This is a genomic window from Shimia abyssi (assembly GCF_003014475.1).
Lineage (GTDB): Bacteria > Pseudomonadota > Alphaproteobacteria > Rhodobacterales > Rhodobacteraceae > Shimia > Shimia abyssi.
Map to the genome: position 1 here is coordinate 14,316 of NZ_PYGJ01000014.1, position 15,380 is coordinate 29,695.

Below are 15,380 nucleotides of genomic sequence, written 5' to 3' on the forward strand. Positions count from 1 at the left end.
AAAAATGAATCCAAGCAATACGTTTTCCCTGACAGGCCAAAATGCGCTGATCACTGGTAGCTCGGATGGGCTGGGTTTTGCGGCGGCCCGGGCGTTGGCGCTTGCGGGTGCGCGCGTATGGATCAACGGGCGTAGTGAGGCGCGATGCCAGTCGTCGATAGATCAGATCCGCGATGAAGGTGGGAACGCAAAGCTATTGGCATTTGACGTTGCAAACGAAGACGCCGCCGATATGGCGTTTCAGACACTTGCGCAGGCGGGTGGGCTACACATTCTGGTTAACGACGTTGGTCAACGTGACCGCCGCTCATTGCCTGAGTTTTCGCGCGATGATCTTAGTGCCATGCTGGATGTCGACCTTATCGCGCCATTCAGATTGGCACAGCGCGCCAGCGAACAGATGATCGGCCATGGTTACGGGCGCATTGTAAATGTGAGCTCTATCGCCGGCCTAGTCGCACAATCCGGGGATGCGGCGTATACGACAGCAAAGTCCGGAATGCTCGGGCTGACCCGCGCATTGGCAGCCAAGCTTGGGCCTAAAGGAATTAACGTCAACGCCGTGGCACCCGGTTTTTTTAAAACTGCTCCAAACGCGGACGCCGCCAGAAGCCCAGTTATCGCAGAAAGGCTCCGCGCTGCCACGTCACTCGGGCGTTGGGGAGATCCCGACGAGCTTGCGCCAGCCATCTTATTTCTTGCCTCACCCGCAGCCAGCTATGTTACCGGACAGGTCCTTGCCGTTGATGGTGGATACACAGCCCACTACTGATCCGGCGACACGACTTGGCCCTTGGTCCTATTGCCACCGCTGGCTGGAGTGATAACCATTTCCACAATTACGTAACCAACCCATTAGGAGCACACATGTCACACATGATGAAAGCCGTTGAAATAACACAACCTGGCGGTCCCAATGTGCTGGCATTAACCGAGCGTCCAGTTCCACAACCTGGTCCGGGTGAAGTCCTGATCAAGATTGCATATGCTGGTGTAAACCGCCCAGACGCATTGCAACGTGCCGGCAAATACGCGCCTCCGTCCAACGCCTCTGATCTCCCGGGGCTAGAAGGTGCTGGTACGATTGCCGCAGTTGGGGCAGGGGTCAGTGACTGGGCCGAGGGCGATCAGGTTTGCGCTCTTTTACCAGGTGGTGGTTATGCTGAATACGCCTTGACCCCCGCTGCGCACTGCCTGCCAGTGCCGGACGGAATGGGGCTGAAAGAGGCCGCATGCCTGCCAGAAACGTTTTTCACTGTTTGGTCGAATGTTTTTCAACGGGGGGCGTTGAATGCAGGCGAATTGTTCTTGCTGCATGGCGGGTCCAGCGGGATTGGTACGACTGCAATTCAACTGGCTAAAATCTATGGCGCACGTGTGTTTGCCACCGCCGGTTCGGATGAGAAATGCCAAGCCTGCCTTGACCTTGGTGCCGAGCGCGCCATCAACTACCGTGCCGAAGACTTTGTTGATGTTGTCCGCGCCGAAGGTGGCGCCAACCTGATTCTTGACATGGTGGGAGGGGATTATATCCCGCGTAATATCAAATCCCTCGCTGATGATGGTCGTTTGGTGCAGATCGCATTCTTGCAAGGCCCTAAAGTTGAGCTGAACTTTGCCCAGATGATGACCCGGCGTCTGACGATCACAGGATCAACGTTGCGTCCGCAAAGTGATCTGGCCAAGTCGCGCATTGCCAATTCCTTGCGCGAACACGTTTGGCCCTTACTAAATGCGGGTCGCATTGGGCCTGTCATGGATAGTGAATTTCCATTTTCAGACGCTGCCGGGGCTCATGCGCGTATGGAAACCAGCGCGCATGTCGGCAAGATCGTATTGAACGTATCAGGCTAACGATTCAACTCGTGAACATAGCGCTGTTTGGCAATCTCTTCGTTCTTTTGGAACTTTTGATGGTCGGACAGCGATTGCTCCACATAGTTCAGATGGTGCTCAACTGCTGCGCGCGCAGCGACTGGATCGCGCGCTTGCAACGCGCTGTTGATCGCGCGGTGTTGCTCCAAAAGTTCAGAACGCGTTGTGCGTTGTTTGAACATTATGGTGCGGTTATAAAACACGCCTTCGCGTAGCAATTGATACATTGAGCGCATCATGTGCAGCATAACGACGTTATGGCTTGCCTCGATAATCGCCAGGTGGAAATCGGCATCCAAAAGGGCTTCGTCCGCCGGGTTTCGTTTGGGATGCGCGGCTTCCATTTTCTCAAAAACCGCTTGAATGACATGCAAATCCGTATCTGACGCCAATGTGGCGGCACGCTCCGCCGCGAGCCCCTCCATGTCGCGACGGAATGAGATATAGTCAAAGACAGCTTCGTCATGGGCGGCAAAAAGTTGCACCAAAGCTTCTGAAAAAGCGCTGCCCAAAACGTCCGCCACAAAGATCCCGGCACCCGCTTTTGATGTTAGTAACCCTTTGTCTTGCAAAGAAGAAACCGCCTCTCGCAATGACGGACGCGACACTCCCAATTGCTCGCTTAACTCCCGCTCCGCCGGCAGCCGTTCGCCCGGGCGCAAAATACCGCGCAGGATTAACAATTCGATCTGGCGTACGACGGAGGTGGAGAGTTTTTCGGGTTGGACCTTTTGGAATGGCATTTGAGAGCTCGCGTAATTGGTCAAGATATTTGACCACGTTTTCGACTTAAGAGCAAGCGGGCAGTGTGATCACGTTTCATGTCAATGGGTCAATGTTATTGACTTAGTTTGGTGGCTGGATAGTCTCCGTCCAACTGCACAGGGAGGATTCTGTTATGACACTGGAAAACTTGTTCGCCAGCCGCACTCAACACATGCGGGCCTCGGAAATTCGCGAGCTACTTAAGCTGCTTGAGCAGCCGGGTATTTTGTCTTTTGCGGGCGGCATTCCTGATCCCGCGCTCTTCCCCTCAGACGCCTTTGCCAAAGCTTATGCCAGCGCGCTGACACCCGAACGCCAAGCCGGGTCACTGCAATACTCGGTCAGCGAAGGGTATCTGCCGCTTCGCAAATGGATCGCTGACCGAATGGCGCTGTTCGGGGTAGCGTGCTCTGTCGAAAATGTCCTCATTACCTCCGGGTCTCAGCAAGCTCTGGACTACTTGGGCAAGCTCTTTCTGTCTCCCAATGACACCGCATTGGTACGCTGGCCCACGTACATGGGCGCGCTGGGCGCGTTTCGCGCGTATGAGCCGCGTTTCGACCGGTTGAGCCTTGGCGCAAATCGTCCGGTTCAAGACTTGAAAGATGCCGCACAGGCTTCGGGTGGATCGGTCAAATTTGCGTATCTTTCCTCAGATTTTTCCAACCCAACTGGCGAAACGGTGGACCGGCAAGGGCGTGAACAACTGCTTGATTTGGCCGAGGCATTGAATAGCGCAGTGATCGAGGATGCAGCCTATCAGGAGTTGCGATTTGACGGCGATTTTGTGCCGCCAATCCTAGCAATTGAGTTGGAACGAAAAGGGCATATTGATGCCTGTCGCACGATCTATTGCGGAAGCTTCTCAAAGACGCTTTCACCGGGCCTCAGGGTGGGTTGGGTGGTTGCAGCGCAGCCGGTTATTCAGCAATTGGTGCTGACGAAACAGGCCAGCGACCTACACTCTCCAACCATCAATCAGATCGTGATACACGATGTCGCAGCACGGATGTTTGAGACGCATCTTGCCAAGCTGCGAGAGCATTACGGTTCACGTCGCGACGCGATGTTGTCTGCGTTGGAACGGCACATGCCAAACGGTGTCGCGTGGACCAAACCCGAGGGGGGTATGTTTGTCTGGCTCACGTTACCTGAGGGCATGAATGGGGCTGATCTATTGGCGGATGCCCTGCGGACAGAGCAGGTTGCCTTTGTTCCGGGGGCCGCATTTTTCCCGGATGGATCGGGTGAAAATACACTGCGCTTGAACTTTTCCAGCCCCAATATAGAACAGATCAATGAGGGTATGCTGCGGCTAGGCCGGGTGCTGCGTGGTTCGATGAACTGACCAATTTGGTATTTCGGTGTCACGTCGGTATAACGTCGGTATTGCGTCGGCATCATTTTCTAAAAACCGCGTGTGGCCCGACGCGTTTAAGAGCGCGTTAACCAATCTCATGCAAATCTGGCGCCATGCGATGGCTGGCGATGTGTGTGGGTCTGGTACTGGCGGGGTGCAATGCACCCACGCCCTATTTTCGTGGAACTGAGGTAACGCGCATTTCTGTCGGCGGCAGCACTTTTGACATTCGTCAACGCGGGCGGCTTGCCGAGGCGGTGCGCGTGAACACGGAATATGCGCCCCGGTTGGGACCCATCGGGCGGCGTGCAGAAGTTGCCATTGAAACCGTGACGGGCTGTGACGTGGTTGAAATCCGCGGTGATGCGGCGTTGGTATTGGGCATCATGGATTGCGGAGATGACTACCGTCCACCCATGGCCAGCTATGCTCCACGCTATCAGGATTGCGAGGTTGTGGACGTGTTTGTACCCAGTGGCGGCGATATCGCGTATCTGGAGGCCGAGTGTTGATCAATCAGCCCAGAGTGCGTGTCATGAAAATCGAGCTGCTGTTGGCCTCGTAGTCGCCAAATGGTGCACATTCCGTGAAACCATGGGCGCGATATAGGCTGTGGGCCTGTTCCAGTTTGTCGCCTGTTTCCAATTTCAGCTCAGTAAATCCTTGGGCCGTGGCCTCGGCGGCAAGCCGATGCAACAACTTGTGCGCAATGCCTTTGCCGCGGGCGCCGGGATCGACAAACATCGATTTCACTTCGCCATAACTGCCTTTGTTGGCCAACGCGGCGCAGCCTAATGTCTTGTCGCCCTCAAGCGCGACAAAGAACCGGATGTCAGGCACACACAGCGCGTCTATCGACAGGAAATGGTTGTCTTCGGCGTTAAAGAGGGACCGCATGAGCGCATGGCTTGCCTGCAAGAGCGCGGTTGCCTGTCGGTCTCGCGGGTTTCCCGGCACGATACGGATGTCTGACATGGTCTCAACCATTTCTTTATGCTCCCGACTGCTAAGTGAGGTACTTGTGTCGCATTGCATCGCCCATTAGTCCAGAATTAACGAAACCCGAGGCGGCTATGAACCATATCATATTTGTATGTGACACATGTTGTGCAAATGGTGAAAAACCGGGTGGCGAGGGGTTTGCCGCAGCACTGCGCGAGGCCGCACCTGACGATGTTGAGGTGCGCTCGGTGAGTTGTCTGAACATGTGCGATGAGCCGCTTGCGTTGGCGCTGCGCGCGTCGGACAAGGTTGCGTATTTGTTTGCCGGAGTGAACCCAGAGACAGATGTCGCCGACGCCTTGGAGCTGATACGGCTTTATCGAACTGCGCCTGGAGGTGTGATTGAAGACGCCCGTTCGGTTGGGCGTCTTCGGTTTTGTCTAAAAGGGCGCATTCCCGCGCTTTGATTTTAGCTTTCTTCGCCTCGGGCGAAAAAGAAGGCGCAGAAATACCCGAGCACAGACCAGCCAATAGCAGCAAAGCCAAGGCTGATTGTGGCAAATTCTGCCGACAGTTCAGGTGGCGCGATGCCGAAATATGTGTCCAGATGCGGTGCGCCGTAAAACTGTGGCGCAAGAATTAGGACAAGCCCGAGAGCGTGCATCACCAGCGAACGACCAAAGGCGATGAGCGCAAGGCCAGCAGCCGTGAACAGGATAGTCGCAATCCACCAGACCTGTCGCGGTGCAAGCTCTGCGGCAGGGGTGCCCGGCAGTTCGGGCGGCAGGCCGACAGCAGGTGCAAGCAGCACGGCGATAAAGCCCGCAAGTCCCCAGATCAGACCGTTTTGCGGTGTGATCTGTGTGCCGTTGCGTTCGCGCGCAAAACCCATTGCCGCGATCAACAACAGGGCATAGCCGGTGTATGTCACAACGTTAAAGCCAATGGTCATCAAGTGACGCGCCCATTCCGTGCCCAAACCGGGAGAGCCCTTGTCAGACTGGGTCATGCCATCAACGAGGAAGTGCACTCGTTCGCCGGATTCATACAATTCGCCCTCCAGCAAAAGCGGGATGACAAAAACGAGCTGAAGCAGGGCGGCAATCAGTCCTGCTATCAGGCCAGCGAACACAGCGCTGGATAACAAATTTTTGGTCATGTGGCCGATTGGCCCCTGCTTAGTGGCAGGGGAACGCCATCGCGTGACGCTGATCGTGCGCTGCGTCGTGCAGGACGGTTGCCTGCGCCATGCCCGAAACGGTCAGCAGTGCAACGCCAACTGTCATTGCCAGTACAAAAGCCAGGCCATGTGTGCGGACAGCTGTGATATTTGCGGTCGTGTTCATTCTTTTTCTCCTTATCCCGTCACACCCGACGGGCAGATTCCGGTCCTATTTGCATACGGCTGGTCTCCTGGCTTGCGGGTCAACGCGGTGCATTCCCTTCCCGGGGCGAACCCCAGTGGTTTTGAACGCGCGCTCGCCGCTTACAGTCGCGGGGGCGGCTGTGGACTTGGGGCAGGCCCCGTACCACATTCCCATTTGATCCTCGGGCTTGTTGGCCTCTGAATACCGTATGCTTCCTGTTTGGCCTGAGAGAGCCTTGCCGGTCAAGGCCGATTCCGACATGCGAGTCACTTGAAACGGCATTGCAATCAGTGTGCTTTGGGTGTTGTTGCTCCAATATCTTGTGGATAACTGGCCAATACCTGCCACATTCAGTGGTTTGGCGTTGACTCGGGGCCAAACGGCTTTGCAAACTCGTTAAACGCGGACGGAATCAGGAGACCCCAAACCCATTGCGCTTTTCCAAACTTAGACTGAACGGCTTCAAAAGCTTTGTCGATCCGACCGACCTGATCATCGCTGATGGTCTGACCGGGGTTGTCGGACCGAATGGCTGTGGCAAGTCGAACCTGCTGGAAGCGTTGCGCTGGGTTATGGGCGAAAACCGACCCACTGCGATGCGCGGTGGTGGTATGGAAGATGTGATCTTTGCCGGTGCGGCAACCCGACCGGCGCGCAACTTTGCCGAAGTGAACCTGCTGCTCGACAACTCAGAGCGCCTCGCGCCGGCAGGATTCAACGAAGACGACTCGCTTGAGATCGTGCGGCGTATCACCCGTGACGTGGGCAGCGCCTATAAGGTTAACACCAAGGATGTGCGGGCGCGGGATGTTCAGATGCTGTTTGCCGATGCCTCTACCGGAGCGCATTCGCCGGCACTTGTACGGCAGGGGCAGATTTCCGAGTTGATTAACTCCAAGCCCAAGGCCCGCCGCCGTATTCTTGAGGAAGCAGCGGGGATTTCGGGGCTGTATCAACGGCGTCACGAGGCAGAGTTGAAGCTCAGAGGTGCGGAAACCAATCTGGCCCGCGTCGACGACGTGATCGAGCAGCTGGCGACTCAACTGGCGCAACTGGCGCGGCAGGCCAGACAGGCCGCGCGCTATCGTGCGATTGGCGAGGAATTGCGCCAGTCAGAGGGGATGCTGCTATATCGCCGTTGGCGCGAGGCGGATGACGGCCGGTTGAAAGCCGAAAACGAGTTGCGCGAGCGCACCACCGCCGCCGCGCAGGCCGAAACGACGTCTCGAACGGCGGCCAAAGACCGCACTGCGCGCGACGACGCACTGCCAGCGTTGCGCGAAGAAGAGGCGATAGCCGCCGCCATTCTGCAACGCCTTCAGGTGCAGCGCGACGCGCTCAACGATCAGGAATCGCACGCGCTTCAGATCATCGAGACGTTAAAGAACCGGATTGTGCAGCTTGCCCACGATATGGAGCGAGAAGCGGGATTGAACCGGGACGCCGGGGAAACCATCGATCGGTTAGAGTGGGAGCAGCGAGAGCTGGCTAAGGCGGGCGAGGGGCACACGGATCGACTTGAAGCCGCTGCCGATGAATCGCGCGAGGCTGCGAGTGTTTTGCAGGAACGCGAATCCGAGCTATCGGAAATGACCGAAGATGTCGCCCGCCTTGCGGCGCGCCACCAATCCGCGCATCGGTTGTTGGACGACAGCCGCAAGACATTGGCCAAAAGCGAGGGCGAGGCGGTTAAGGCGCGTGATGCCGTGGCCACTTCGCAAGAAGCGCTTGAACGCGCTGCTGGCGATCTGGAGCTTGCGCGGGAGGCTGAGGAAGAGGCTATCGAGGCCGCCGAAGCAGCTGAAGAACGGCTGGCCGAGACCGAAGAAGAACGCGCCGAAACGCAATCACGCGAGGCAGACGCTCGTGCCGAACGGTCAGAGGCCGAGGGCGAGTTGAACGCGCTGCGCGCGGAAACGACGGCGCTGGCGAAATTGGTCGAGCGTGACACGGCTGAGGGGGGACAGATCCTTGACCGCCTTCAAGTTCAGCAAGGATTTGAGAAGGCGCTGGGCGCGGCGATGGCGGATGATCTGCGCGCGCCCGAAGTGGAAGAGGACGGCCCGTCGGGCTGGTTTGTTCTGCCTCCGTATGACCAAGATCAGCCCTTGCCTGATGGTGTCACGTCACTGGTGCAGCACGTGTCTGTGCCCGAGGTTTTGGAACGCCGGATGAGCCAGATTGGCCTGGTCTCTGCCGAAGATGCGCTGCGGCTGCAACCTTTGTTGAAACCAGGGCAACGCTTGGTATCGCTTGAGGGCGATTTGTGGCGTTGGGATGGATATCGTGCATGGGCCGAAGATGCGCCGAGCGCGGCAGCGTTGCGTCTGCAACAGCTGAACCGATTGGAAGAATTAAAGCAGGCAATGGCTCAGGCCACAGCCCGCACCGACGGGGCGGTTCAGGCCCACGAAACCTTGCAGATGCGGCTGCGGGATCTGTCGGAGATCGACAAGGCCGCGCGGATCGCAAGGCGTGACGCGGACCGCGCCGTGGCCGATGCAAATCGTGCCCTGTCGCGCGCCGAGGCAGACCGAAATCTGGCCGAAGGGCGACTGGATTCTCTGGGTCTTGCCGTGACTCGCCACGAGGAAGAAGCCCTGTCCGCGCGGGCGCAGGTACAAGAAGCAGAGGCGGCGTTGACTGACCTTGGCGATCTGGATGCAGCGCGCCAAAAGGTTGAAGACGTAAAAATGACGGTTGAGGCCGCGCGTATCATGATGATGTCGCGCCGTTCGGCCCATGACGAGGTGCGCCGCGAGGGCGAGGCGCGTTTGAAGCGCGCGCAGGAAGTGACCAAGGAAATCAGCGGTTGGCGTCACCGATTGGAAACCGCTGAAAAGCGCATCAATGAGTTGGCTGAACGCAAGGAAACCTCGGAAGAGGAATTGTTCGACGCGGGGAGTGCACCCGAAGAGATTGCGGCCAAGCGCGAAGAGTTAACCGACGCCATTGCCGAAGCCGAAGAACGGCGGCGGACGGCTGCGGATGCGTTGGCCGAGGCCGAAACAGCCTCTCGCGAGGCGGAACACGCGGCGCGTGATGCAGAGCGGTTGGCCGGTGAGGCCCGCGAGGCGCGCGCACGGGCCGAGGCGCGATCAGACGCGGCGCGCGAAACGGTTGCCTATGCCGCCGAGCGCATCATGGAAGATCAGGAAGTTTCGCCTGCAGATTTGCTGGAGCGGCTGGCGGTTGATCCAGATGACATGCCGGATGCGCAGGTGATCGAGGCGGATGTTAACCGTTTGAAACGTCAGCGTGATTCGCTGGGCGCGGTAAATCTGCGGGCAGAAGAGGACGCTAAGGAAGTTCAGGAAGAGCACGATACGCTGGTTAATGAAAAGGCCGATTTGGAAGAGGCAATCCGCACCTTGCGCAATGGGATTGCCAGCCTGAATCGCGAAGGGCGCGAGCGGCTTTTGACCGCGTTTGAGCAGGTCAATTCGAACTTTTCTATGTTGTTCCGCCATCTGTTTGGCGGAGGTGAGGCCAATTTGGTGCTGGTGGAAAGCGATGATCCGTTGGATGCGGGTCTTGAGATTATGTGCCAGCCGCCGGGCAAAAAGTTGTCGACCTTGTCGTTGCTATCGGGGGGGGAGCAAACCCTGACAGCGATGGCGTTGATTTTTGCGGTGTTCCTGGCCAACCCGGCGCCGATCTGTGTGTTGGACGAGGTCGACGCGCCGCTGGATGATGCCAACGTCACGCGGTTTTGTGATTTGCTCGACGAGATGTGCCGCCGCACCAACACCCGGTTCCTGATCATAACCCACCACGCGGTGACCATGGCACGCATGGATCGGCTATTTGGCGTGACGATGGCCGAGCAGGGTGTTTCGCAGCTGGTCTCAGTTGACCTAAAAGCAGCGGAGACGCTGGTGGCGTAAGGGGGCTCTGCCCCGTCGCCTGCGGCGACTCCCCGGGATATTTCTGGCGAAAGGAAGCATCTGCATCACCCTATTGTGAGGGCCGTTTACGGGGCTGGCGGGCTAGGGTAACGCAGGAGGTGCGCGAATGAAGGCATGGGTTTTAACAGCTGCCATACTGGCGACGCCGGTGGCGGCGCAGGAATGGACAACGCGGGAGGGCGATACGGTTTTTGACGCCGAAGCACTTAGCGCGCGGCTGTCTGGTCAAACATTGGTGTTTTATGATGATGGCCGATCGGTTTACGAGGCAGATGGCAAATACAACTACACCTATGGCGGCGGCGGAACGTGGTTTGGCCATTGGGAGACCAAGGGCGATAGCGTGGTTTGCGTGACTTTTGTCACCGGGGTTGAGCGTTGTGACCGAATTGTTGAAAACGCGGGCAAACTGATTGTGTTAACCGCTGACGGGCAGCGGTTTCCGGTGCGTCCGCAAGAAGGGTAGCCCGAGCAAGGTCGGATTCAGGATGCGCGCGACAGGATCTGCTCTGCTTGGGAATAGTCCAACACGGCTTGGGCCGTTGTGTCGTCCACAACCAGCGTGCTGATGTGCCCACCGTTCAGGGCAGCGCAGGCAGGTTCGACCTTGTCCGCGCCTGTGGCGACGCCGATGCGCACGGGGATATTGAGCGCGTCTTGCAGGGGTAGGCTGACCAGTCGCGAATTGAGATCGCTGTCACACAACGCGCCCCGCGCATCTACAAGATGGCCCAGTAATTCGGCGCGAACACCGTCGTTATAGAGTTGTTCGCGATCTGCGGACGAGATTGGGTGGGCGGTGTAGTAAGTCGCGCTTTCACCTGCGACGGCCCCCAGACCGAGCAGCGAGACATCGGCGCGGCGCGCCTGATCCAGAACATCGCGCACCGAGCGGACCGATAGCACCATGTCGCGTTCCTGTTGTGTGTCCGTGTGTAGCGGTGCATGGATCAGTGTTGCCGTGCCACCAAGCCCATCGGCAATTCGGGTCGCGATGTGGTTTACATCGGTATAATGCTGCCCTTGAACGCCACCAGTCATGGGGACGACCACGTTTGAGGTCTGGGCCCTTGCGTTTAGGTGGTTTGCCACAGCGCTTAGGGTTTTGCCGCCCGAAATCGCCAGAACACTGTCGTCATCCAGCAGGTTCGCCAAATGCTGCGCCGTTGCTTTGCCGACAAGGTCGAGCGTGGTTTCAGCATTATCTGTCACTGTGTCTACCACCAGACATTCGGCCAGCGGCCAGCGCGCCTTCATCTGGCGCTCCAGTTCGAACAATCGCTGGAACGGGCTGTGGATTTTAAACTCGACCATCCCCAGTTCCCGCCCTTGCTTGATCAGGCGGTTCACCTTGGCCGTGGACAGCCGCAAGGCGCTGGCAATTTCTGCTTGCAGCATGCCTTCTTGGAAATGCAGGGTCAGCACCCGTGCGATCAACCTTAATGTTTCGGTGGCAGGTTCACTCGTACTCACTCTAGTCATCCTTTCTGCTTACCAAATGATTTGATGCCGCGGCCAGCAGCAATGCGGCGCCGACGACCAGTGTTTGGAAATAGGCAGGTACCAAGGTCAACATTCCTACTGTCAGCGACATGATGATCAGCGCACCTATAAAGGATTTCAAGACGCGCCCTTCGCCACCGCTGAAGGCTGTACCACCCAAAAGAACCACAAGTATAGCGGTCAATTCCATGCCATCCCCGGACAGTGGATCACCCAGCGACATAAAGCTGGAACGGGCAATCCCGGCCAGCGCGGCACAGATGCCAACAAGGATGTAAAGGGTGATAACCGTGCGCTTGGTGTTGATACCGGAAAGCTCGGCTGCGGTAGGATTGCCACCTGTGGCAGCCGCGTATTTGCCCAGCTTCATCCGGTCCTGAACAACGATCATCGCAAGTGTCACCAACACCGCCACCCAAAACGCCCAAGGCAGGCCGAGCAATACGCCGTCGCGCCCGTAATCGTTGAACCATCCCGGCATTTTCAAACCGCCGCCGGATTTTATCGCGGAAACCCCATCTTCAACCAGCAATAGGGCAATGCCTTTGTATAGGCTGAGTGTAATCAACGTCGCGATCACCGGCGTGATCTTGAGCCTTATGACCAGAAATCCGTTAATTGCGCCAAGAATGACCCCGACAACAACTGTCGCAGCAAAGGCAGGCACAAAGGGCACGCCATTGATGACAAGCATGGCATAAACCACGGCACTCAGGCTCATGGCGCTGCCGACAGAGAGGTCAATATAGCCCGAGATCATCAGGAGCGTGAACGCACCGGCCAGAGTTAATATCGGTGCAGAGATTCGCAGGATGTTGATGATATTGCGCTCGCTTAAAAAATTGCCACGCTCAAAGAGCGGGAATTTATCAAGGTTGGCCGTGCTCAGCACGACCACCACAGCGATGAGTACCAGATAGATGTAGTAGTCTTTGAGAAAGGTCTTGAGCCGTTGGCCAAAGCCGCGTTCGACGCCCGTTTGCGCGGTTGCATGTGTCATGAAGAATGTCTCCGGGCCAATGCCCATGTCTGCGCCATGATGGCTATGAACACGGCGATGGCCTTGAGCGTGAATTGCCAGTCCGGGGACAGGACCAAACCCGTCGCCGCAGAAGTGACCGTGGCGAGCACGATCGCGCCAAAAAACATACCGATAACTGACCCGAAACCGCCCGCAATGGCGACGCCGCCCAACAGGGAAATCACCAGCGCATCAAACTCCATCAACGTGCCCCGGTTGGAAAAGCCGGATTTGAATTCCGACGCCAGCAAGATGCCAACACCGCCAGCGACCAAGGAGCTAAAGAGGTAAAGATTGACCACGTGCCGCGCATTGTCCACGCCGGACAGGCGCGAGGCGACGGGATTTGCGCCAATAAGGTATGTCAGACGACCAAACACTGTTTTGCGCTCGACAAACACCGCAATCAAAATCAGAGCGGCCATCAGCACCACGGGCAGTTTGATTGAGGTGCCAAACATTGTCATATTGCCCAATGCGCCAAAATCCGATGGCAGATTTGTGTTGCGCTGCGAGCCTTGCGTGACCACTTGGGCAATGCCTCGGGCCAGCATCATTGTGCCCAACGTTACAATGATTGACGGTACGCGCAGCACCACGACAAACAGTGCGTTCAACGCCCCTATCATTACTGCACACAGCAACGCGCCCATCATTGCCAGCCAGGCTGGCAACCCCCAGCCTGTCGAGAGCGGGTTGGTCCCATCGCTGGCCTGTGCAAACCAAACGGCCATAACGCCGGACAGCGCGACGATGCCGCCCACGGACAGGTCAAAATTCCCTGACACCAACAGGAAAGTGACGCCGACACCCAGCGCGATCACCGACCAGTTATTTGTGACAAGGTTCACAACATTTTGAAACTGAAAGAAATTTGGCACCAGCATTGAGGCCAGCAAGAACAGAACAATTGCTGCGCCCGCAACCAGAGCGGTTATGAACATCTCGTCGCTGAGCTTGTTGTCGCGGGCCTGTAGCCGGCGACCGGCGATTGCCTGATCGGTCATGTGCCTGCTTTACCCCCACCTGTTACGATATTCAGAATTTTGGGAATATCGACCGTTGCGCCATTCCGGATTTCTGCTTCGACCCGGCCGTCATACATCAGGAATATGCGGTCGCAGAGGCCCAGCACTTCTTCTAATTCAGACGAAAACACACAGACCGCCCGACCAGTATTGGCAAAGTCGCGGATCAGATCATAGATTTCAGATTTCGCGCCCACATCTACACCGCGTGTCGGTTCGTCCAACAAAAGCAAATCGGCGTCGGCAAACAGGCATTTGGCCAAGACCACCTTTTGCTGGTTTCCTCCGGATAGTTTTTCCGCATATTTTTCGACAGAATTGGTCGCGATACCCAGCTTGCTCACGTATTCCTTGGCAACGGACTTTTCCTGGTCATCCTGAAAAATGCCGAACTTTGCCAGTTTGTTGATATTCATGATTGGTATGTTGCGCCGAATAGTCAGCGCCGTGAACAGGCCCTCTGTGCGCCGTTCCTCCGGCACCAGCGCGATGCCAGAGGCGATTGCCTCTTTCGGGGATCGTGCGCGGGGCCGTCCTTTGAATGTGACCTGCCCATGAGCCTTGTCCGCACCATAGATTGCACGGGCAACTTCTGTCTTGCCCGCACCGACAAGGCCATAAAAGCCAATAATCTCGCCCGCGTTGACCTGAAACGAAACATCTTTGAGCAGGTGCGAGTTCAAGCCTTTGACAGTTAGAACCGGGTTATCGGCAATGTCGCCTCGCGGTCGATAGTCGTGTGTGATGGAACGTCCCACCATCATTTCGATCAACTCGGGGCGACCGTTTACCTGCGCAAGCGGTTTGGTTGCGATGTGTTTGCCGTCACGCATCACCGTGACATTGTCGCCCAGCTCAAATATCTCGTCTAGCTTGTGTGAGATGTAGATCACGGTCACGTCGCTGTCGCGCAATCGCCGGATCACGCCAAACAAGCGCTCCACTTCGCGCTCTGACAGGGCGGCGGTCGGTTCGTCCATGATGATAATATTCGCCCCGGAAGAGGCGGCACGGGCAATCTCGACGATCTGTTTTTGCGCCACGCTCAGCGACGATACACGCGCATTTGGGTCAATGCCTGGTTCAATGGCGGCGAGGGTTTTTGTGACCCGATCCTCCAGATCAGACTTGATCAGGAACCCAAATCTGCTGACTTCCATCCCCATCGTGAGGTTTTCCAGTACCGTCAACTGGTCCACAACGTGCAGCTCCTGAAACAACGTGCCGATGCCGCCATTGCGCGCATCCTGTGTGCTGTTGGGCTGATAGGGTTTTCCCAGAACGGCCATTGTCCCGCTGGTTGGTTCTAAAGCCCCCGTCAGCATCTTGACGATGGTTGATTTGCCGGCGCCGTTTTCGCCAACAAGGCAGTGCACTGTATTCGGCTCGATATCGAATGACACGGTATCCACGGCGCGCACGCCAGGATAATCCTTGGTCAAATCCTTGATGGACAGAGCTTTTTCTGCAAGTGCGGTCTGCACCATCTTCCCCTTGTTTCTATTCAATTCACTCTCATGACGTTTTCAGTACGGCCATTAAAGAGAGCTTAGCGGAGTTTTGGCGAACGTTCACCAGCCCGTCCCAACACGGGAGTGATTGGGCCGAAGG

General features: G+C 57.1%; 15 protein-coding genes and 1 riboswitch. Of the genes, 7 read left to right on the top strand and 8 right to left on the bottom strand.

Going from position 1 to position 15,380, the window contains the following annotated elements; genetic code table 11:
• Positions 1–4: 4 nt before the first annotated feature.
• The gene (locus tag CLV88_RS17345) at positions 5–772 is read left to right on the top strand and encodes an SDR family oxidoreductase (RefSeq protein ID WP_106609677.1); all 768 of its coding nucleotides are present in this window, start codon (positions 5–7) and stop codon (positions 770–772) included.
• Positions 773–867: 95 nt separating this feature from the next.
• Positions 868–1,854, top strand: coding sequence for an NAD(P)H-quinone oxidoreductase (locus tag CLV88_RS17350; protein WP_106609678.1), 987 nt, complete (start codon positions 868–870; stop codon positions 1,852–1,854).
• Here the strand turns inward: CLV88_RS17350 and CLV88_RS17355 are convergent.
• Positions 1,851–2,618 carry a FadR/GntR family transcriptional regulator gene (locus CLV88_RS17355; RefSeq protein WP_106609679.1) on the bottom strand — a complete coding sequence of 256 codons (768 nt, stop codon included), beginning with the start codon at positions 2,616–2,618 and terminating at the stop codon, positions 1,851–1,853. The two genes, CLV88_RS17350 and CLV88_RS17355, sit on opposite strands and share 4 nt — an antisense overlap.
• Before the next feature lie 155 nt (positions 2,619–2,773).
• On the opposite strand from CLV88_RS17355, the gene CLV88_RS17360 reads away from it, so the two are divergent.
• Together CLV88_RS17360 and CLV88_RS17365 are read left to right on the top strand one after the other, a co-directional pair.
• Positions 2,774–3,988, top strand: coding sequence for an aminotransferase-like domain-containing protein (locus CLV88_RS17360; protein WP_106609680.1), 1,215 nt, complete (start codon positions 2,774–2,776; stop codon positions 3,986–3,988).
• Between the two features lie 146 nt (positions 3,989–4,134).
• A complete protein-coding gene (locus CLV88_RS17365) occupies positions 4,135–4,512 on the top strand; it encodes a hypothetical protein (RefSeq protein WP_423827741.1) in 378 nt (125 codons plus the stop codon).
• 4 nt (positions 4,513–4,516) lie between these two features.
• Here the strand turns inward: CLV88_RS17365 and CLV88_RS17370 are convergent, their stop codons facing one another.
• Positions 4,517–4,987, bottom strand: coding sequence for a GNAT family N-acetyltransferase (locus CLV88_RS17370; RefSeq protein WP_243403707.1), 471 nt, complete (start codon positions 4,985–4,987; stop codon positions 4,517–4,519).
• 86 nt (positions 4,988–5,073) lie between these two features.
• Here CLV88_RS17370 and CLV88_RS17375 point away from each other — a divergent pair, with 86 nt between their 5' ends.
• Positions 5,074–5,409, top strand: coding sequence for a DUF1636 family protein (locus CLV88_RS17375; RefSeq protein ID WP_106609682.1), 336 nt, complete (start codon positions 5,074–5,076; stop codon positions 5,407–5,409).
• A 2-nt stretch (positions 5,410–5,411) separates the two neighbouring features.
• On the opposite strand, the gene CLV88_RS17380 is transcribed toward CLV88_RS17375, so the two are convergent.
• A complete protein-coding gene (locus tag CLV88_RS17380; RefSeq protein ID WP_106609683.1) occupies positions 5,412–6,101 on the bottom strand; it encodes a CbtA family protein in 690 nt (229 codons plus the stop codon).
• Positions 6,102–6,120: 19 nt separating this feature from the next.
• The gene (locus CLV88_RS17385) at positions 6,121–6,288 is read right to left on the bottom strand and encodes a CbtB domain-containing protein (RefSeq protein ID WP_106609684.1); all 168 of its coding nucleotides are present in this window, start codon (positions 6,286–6,288) and stop codon (positions 6,121–6,123) included.
• Between the two features lie 40 nt (positions 6,289–6,328).
• A riboswitch (cobalamin riboswitch) is annotated at positions 6,329–6,533 on the bottom strand.
• Between the two features lie 207 nt (positions 6,534–6,740).
• Between CLV88_RS17385 and smc the strand changes: the two genes are divergently transcribed.
• Together smc and CLV88_RS17395 are read left to right on the top strand one after the other, a co-directional pair.
• A complete protein-coding gene (gene smc, locus CLV88_RS17390; protein ID WP_106609685.1) occupies positions 6,741–10,196 on the top strand; it encodes a chromosome segregation protein SMC in 3,456 nt (1,151 codons plus the stop codon).
• A 127-nt stretch (positions 10,197–10,323) separates the two neighbouring features.
• A complete protein-coding gene (locus tag CLV88_RS17395; RefSeq protein ID WP_106609686.1) occupies positions 10,324–10,683 on the top strand; it encodes a hypothetical protein in 360 nt (119 codons plus the stop codon).
• A 17-nt stretch (positions 10,684–10,700) separates the two neighbouring features.
• Here the strand turns inward: CLV88_RS17395 and CLV88_RS17400 are convergent, their stop codons facing one another.
• The 4 genes from CLV88_RS17400 to CLV88_RS17415 are packed head-to-tail and all read right to left on the bottom strand — an operon-like array spanning position 10,701 to position 15,253.
• The gene (locus CLV88_RS17400; protein WP_165798924.1) at positions 10,701–11,690 is read right to left on the bottom strand and encodes a sugar-binding transcriptional regulator; all 990 of its coding nucleotides are present in this window, start codon (positions 11,688–11,690) and stop codon (positions 10,701–10,703) included.
• A 1-nt stretch (position 11,691) separates the two neighbouring features.
• Positions 11,692–12,720, bottom strand: coding sequence for an ABC transporter permease (locus tag CLV88_RS17405; RefSeq protein WP_106609688.1), 1,029 nt, complete (start codon positions 12,718–12,720; stop codon positions 11,692–11,694).
• Positions 12,717–13,748 (bottom strand): ABC transporter permease, encoded by a 1,032-nt coding sequence (locus tag CLV88_RS17410; protein ID WP_106609689.1) that lies wholly within the window; start codon positions 13,746–13,748, stop codon positions 12,717–12,719. The genes CLV88_RS17405 and CLV88_RS17410 overlap by 4 nt, the downstream gene beginning before the upstream one ends.
• Positions 13,745–15,253, bottom strand: a complete 1,509-nt coding sequence (locus CLV88_RS17415) for a sugar ABC transporter ATP-binding protein (protein ID WP_207797095.1) — start codon at positions 15,251–15,253, stop codon at positions 13,745–13,747. Before CLV88_RS17415 ends, CLV88_RS17410 begins: the two co-directional genes overlap by 4 nt.
• Positions 15,254–15,380: the final 127 nt, after the last annotated feature.

Bases quoted from the DNA above. Each gene is read 5' to 3' on its own strand.
- CLV88_RS17345 (WP_106609677.1), top strand. From the start codon at position 5: ATGAATCCAAGCAATACGTTTTCCCTGACAGGCCAAAATGCGCTGATC.
- CLV88_RS17350 (WP_106609678.1), top strand. From the start codon at position 868: ATGTCACACATGATGAAAGCCGTTGAAATAACACAACCTGGCGGTCCC.
- CLV88_RS17355 (WP_106609679.1), bottom strand. From the start codon at position 2,618: ATGCCATTCCAAAAGGTCCAACCCGAAAAACTCTCCACCTCCGTCGTA.
- CLV88_RS17360 (WP_106609680.1), top strand. From the start codon at position 2,774: ATGACACTGGAAAACTTGTTCGCCAGCCGCACTCAACACATGCGGGCC.
- CLV88_RS17370 (WP_243403707.1), bottom strand. From the start codon at position 4,987: ATGGTTGAGACCATGTCAGACATCCGTATCGTGCCGGGAAACCCGCGA.
- CLV88_RS17375 (WP_106609682.1), top strand. From the start codon at position 5,074: ATGAACCATATCATATTTGTATGTGACACATGTTGTGCAAATGGTGAA.
- CLV88_RS17380 (WP_106609683.1), bottom strand. From the start codon at position 6,101: ATGACCAAAAATTTGTTATCCAGCGCTGTGTTCGCTGGCCTGATAGCA.
- CLV88_RS17385 (WP_106609684.1), bottom strand. From the start codon at position 6,288: ATGAACACGACCGCAAATATCACAGCTGTCCGCACACATGGCCTGGCT.
- CLV88_RS17395 (WP_106609686.1), top strand. From the start codon at position 10,324: ATGAAGGCATGGGTTTTAACAGCTGCCATACTGGCGACGCCGGTGGCG.
- CLV88_RS17405 (WP_106609688.1), bottom strand. From the start codon at position 12,720: ATGACACATGCAACCGCGCAAACGGGCGTCGAACGCGGCTTTGGCCAA.
- CLV88_RS17410 (WP_106609689.1), bottom strand. From the start codon at position 13,748: ATGACCGATCAGGCAATCGCCGGTCGCCGGCTACAGGCCCGCGACAAC.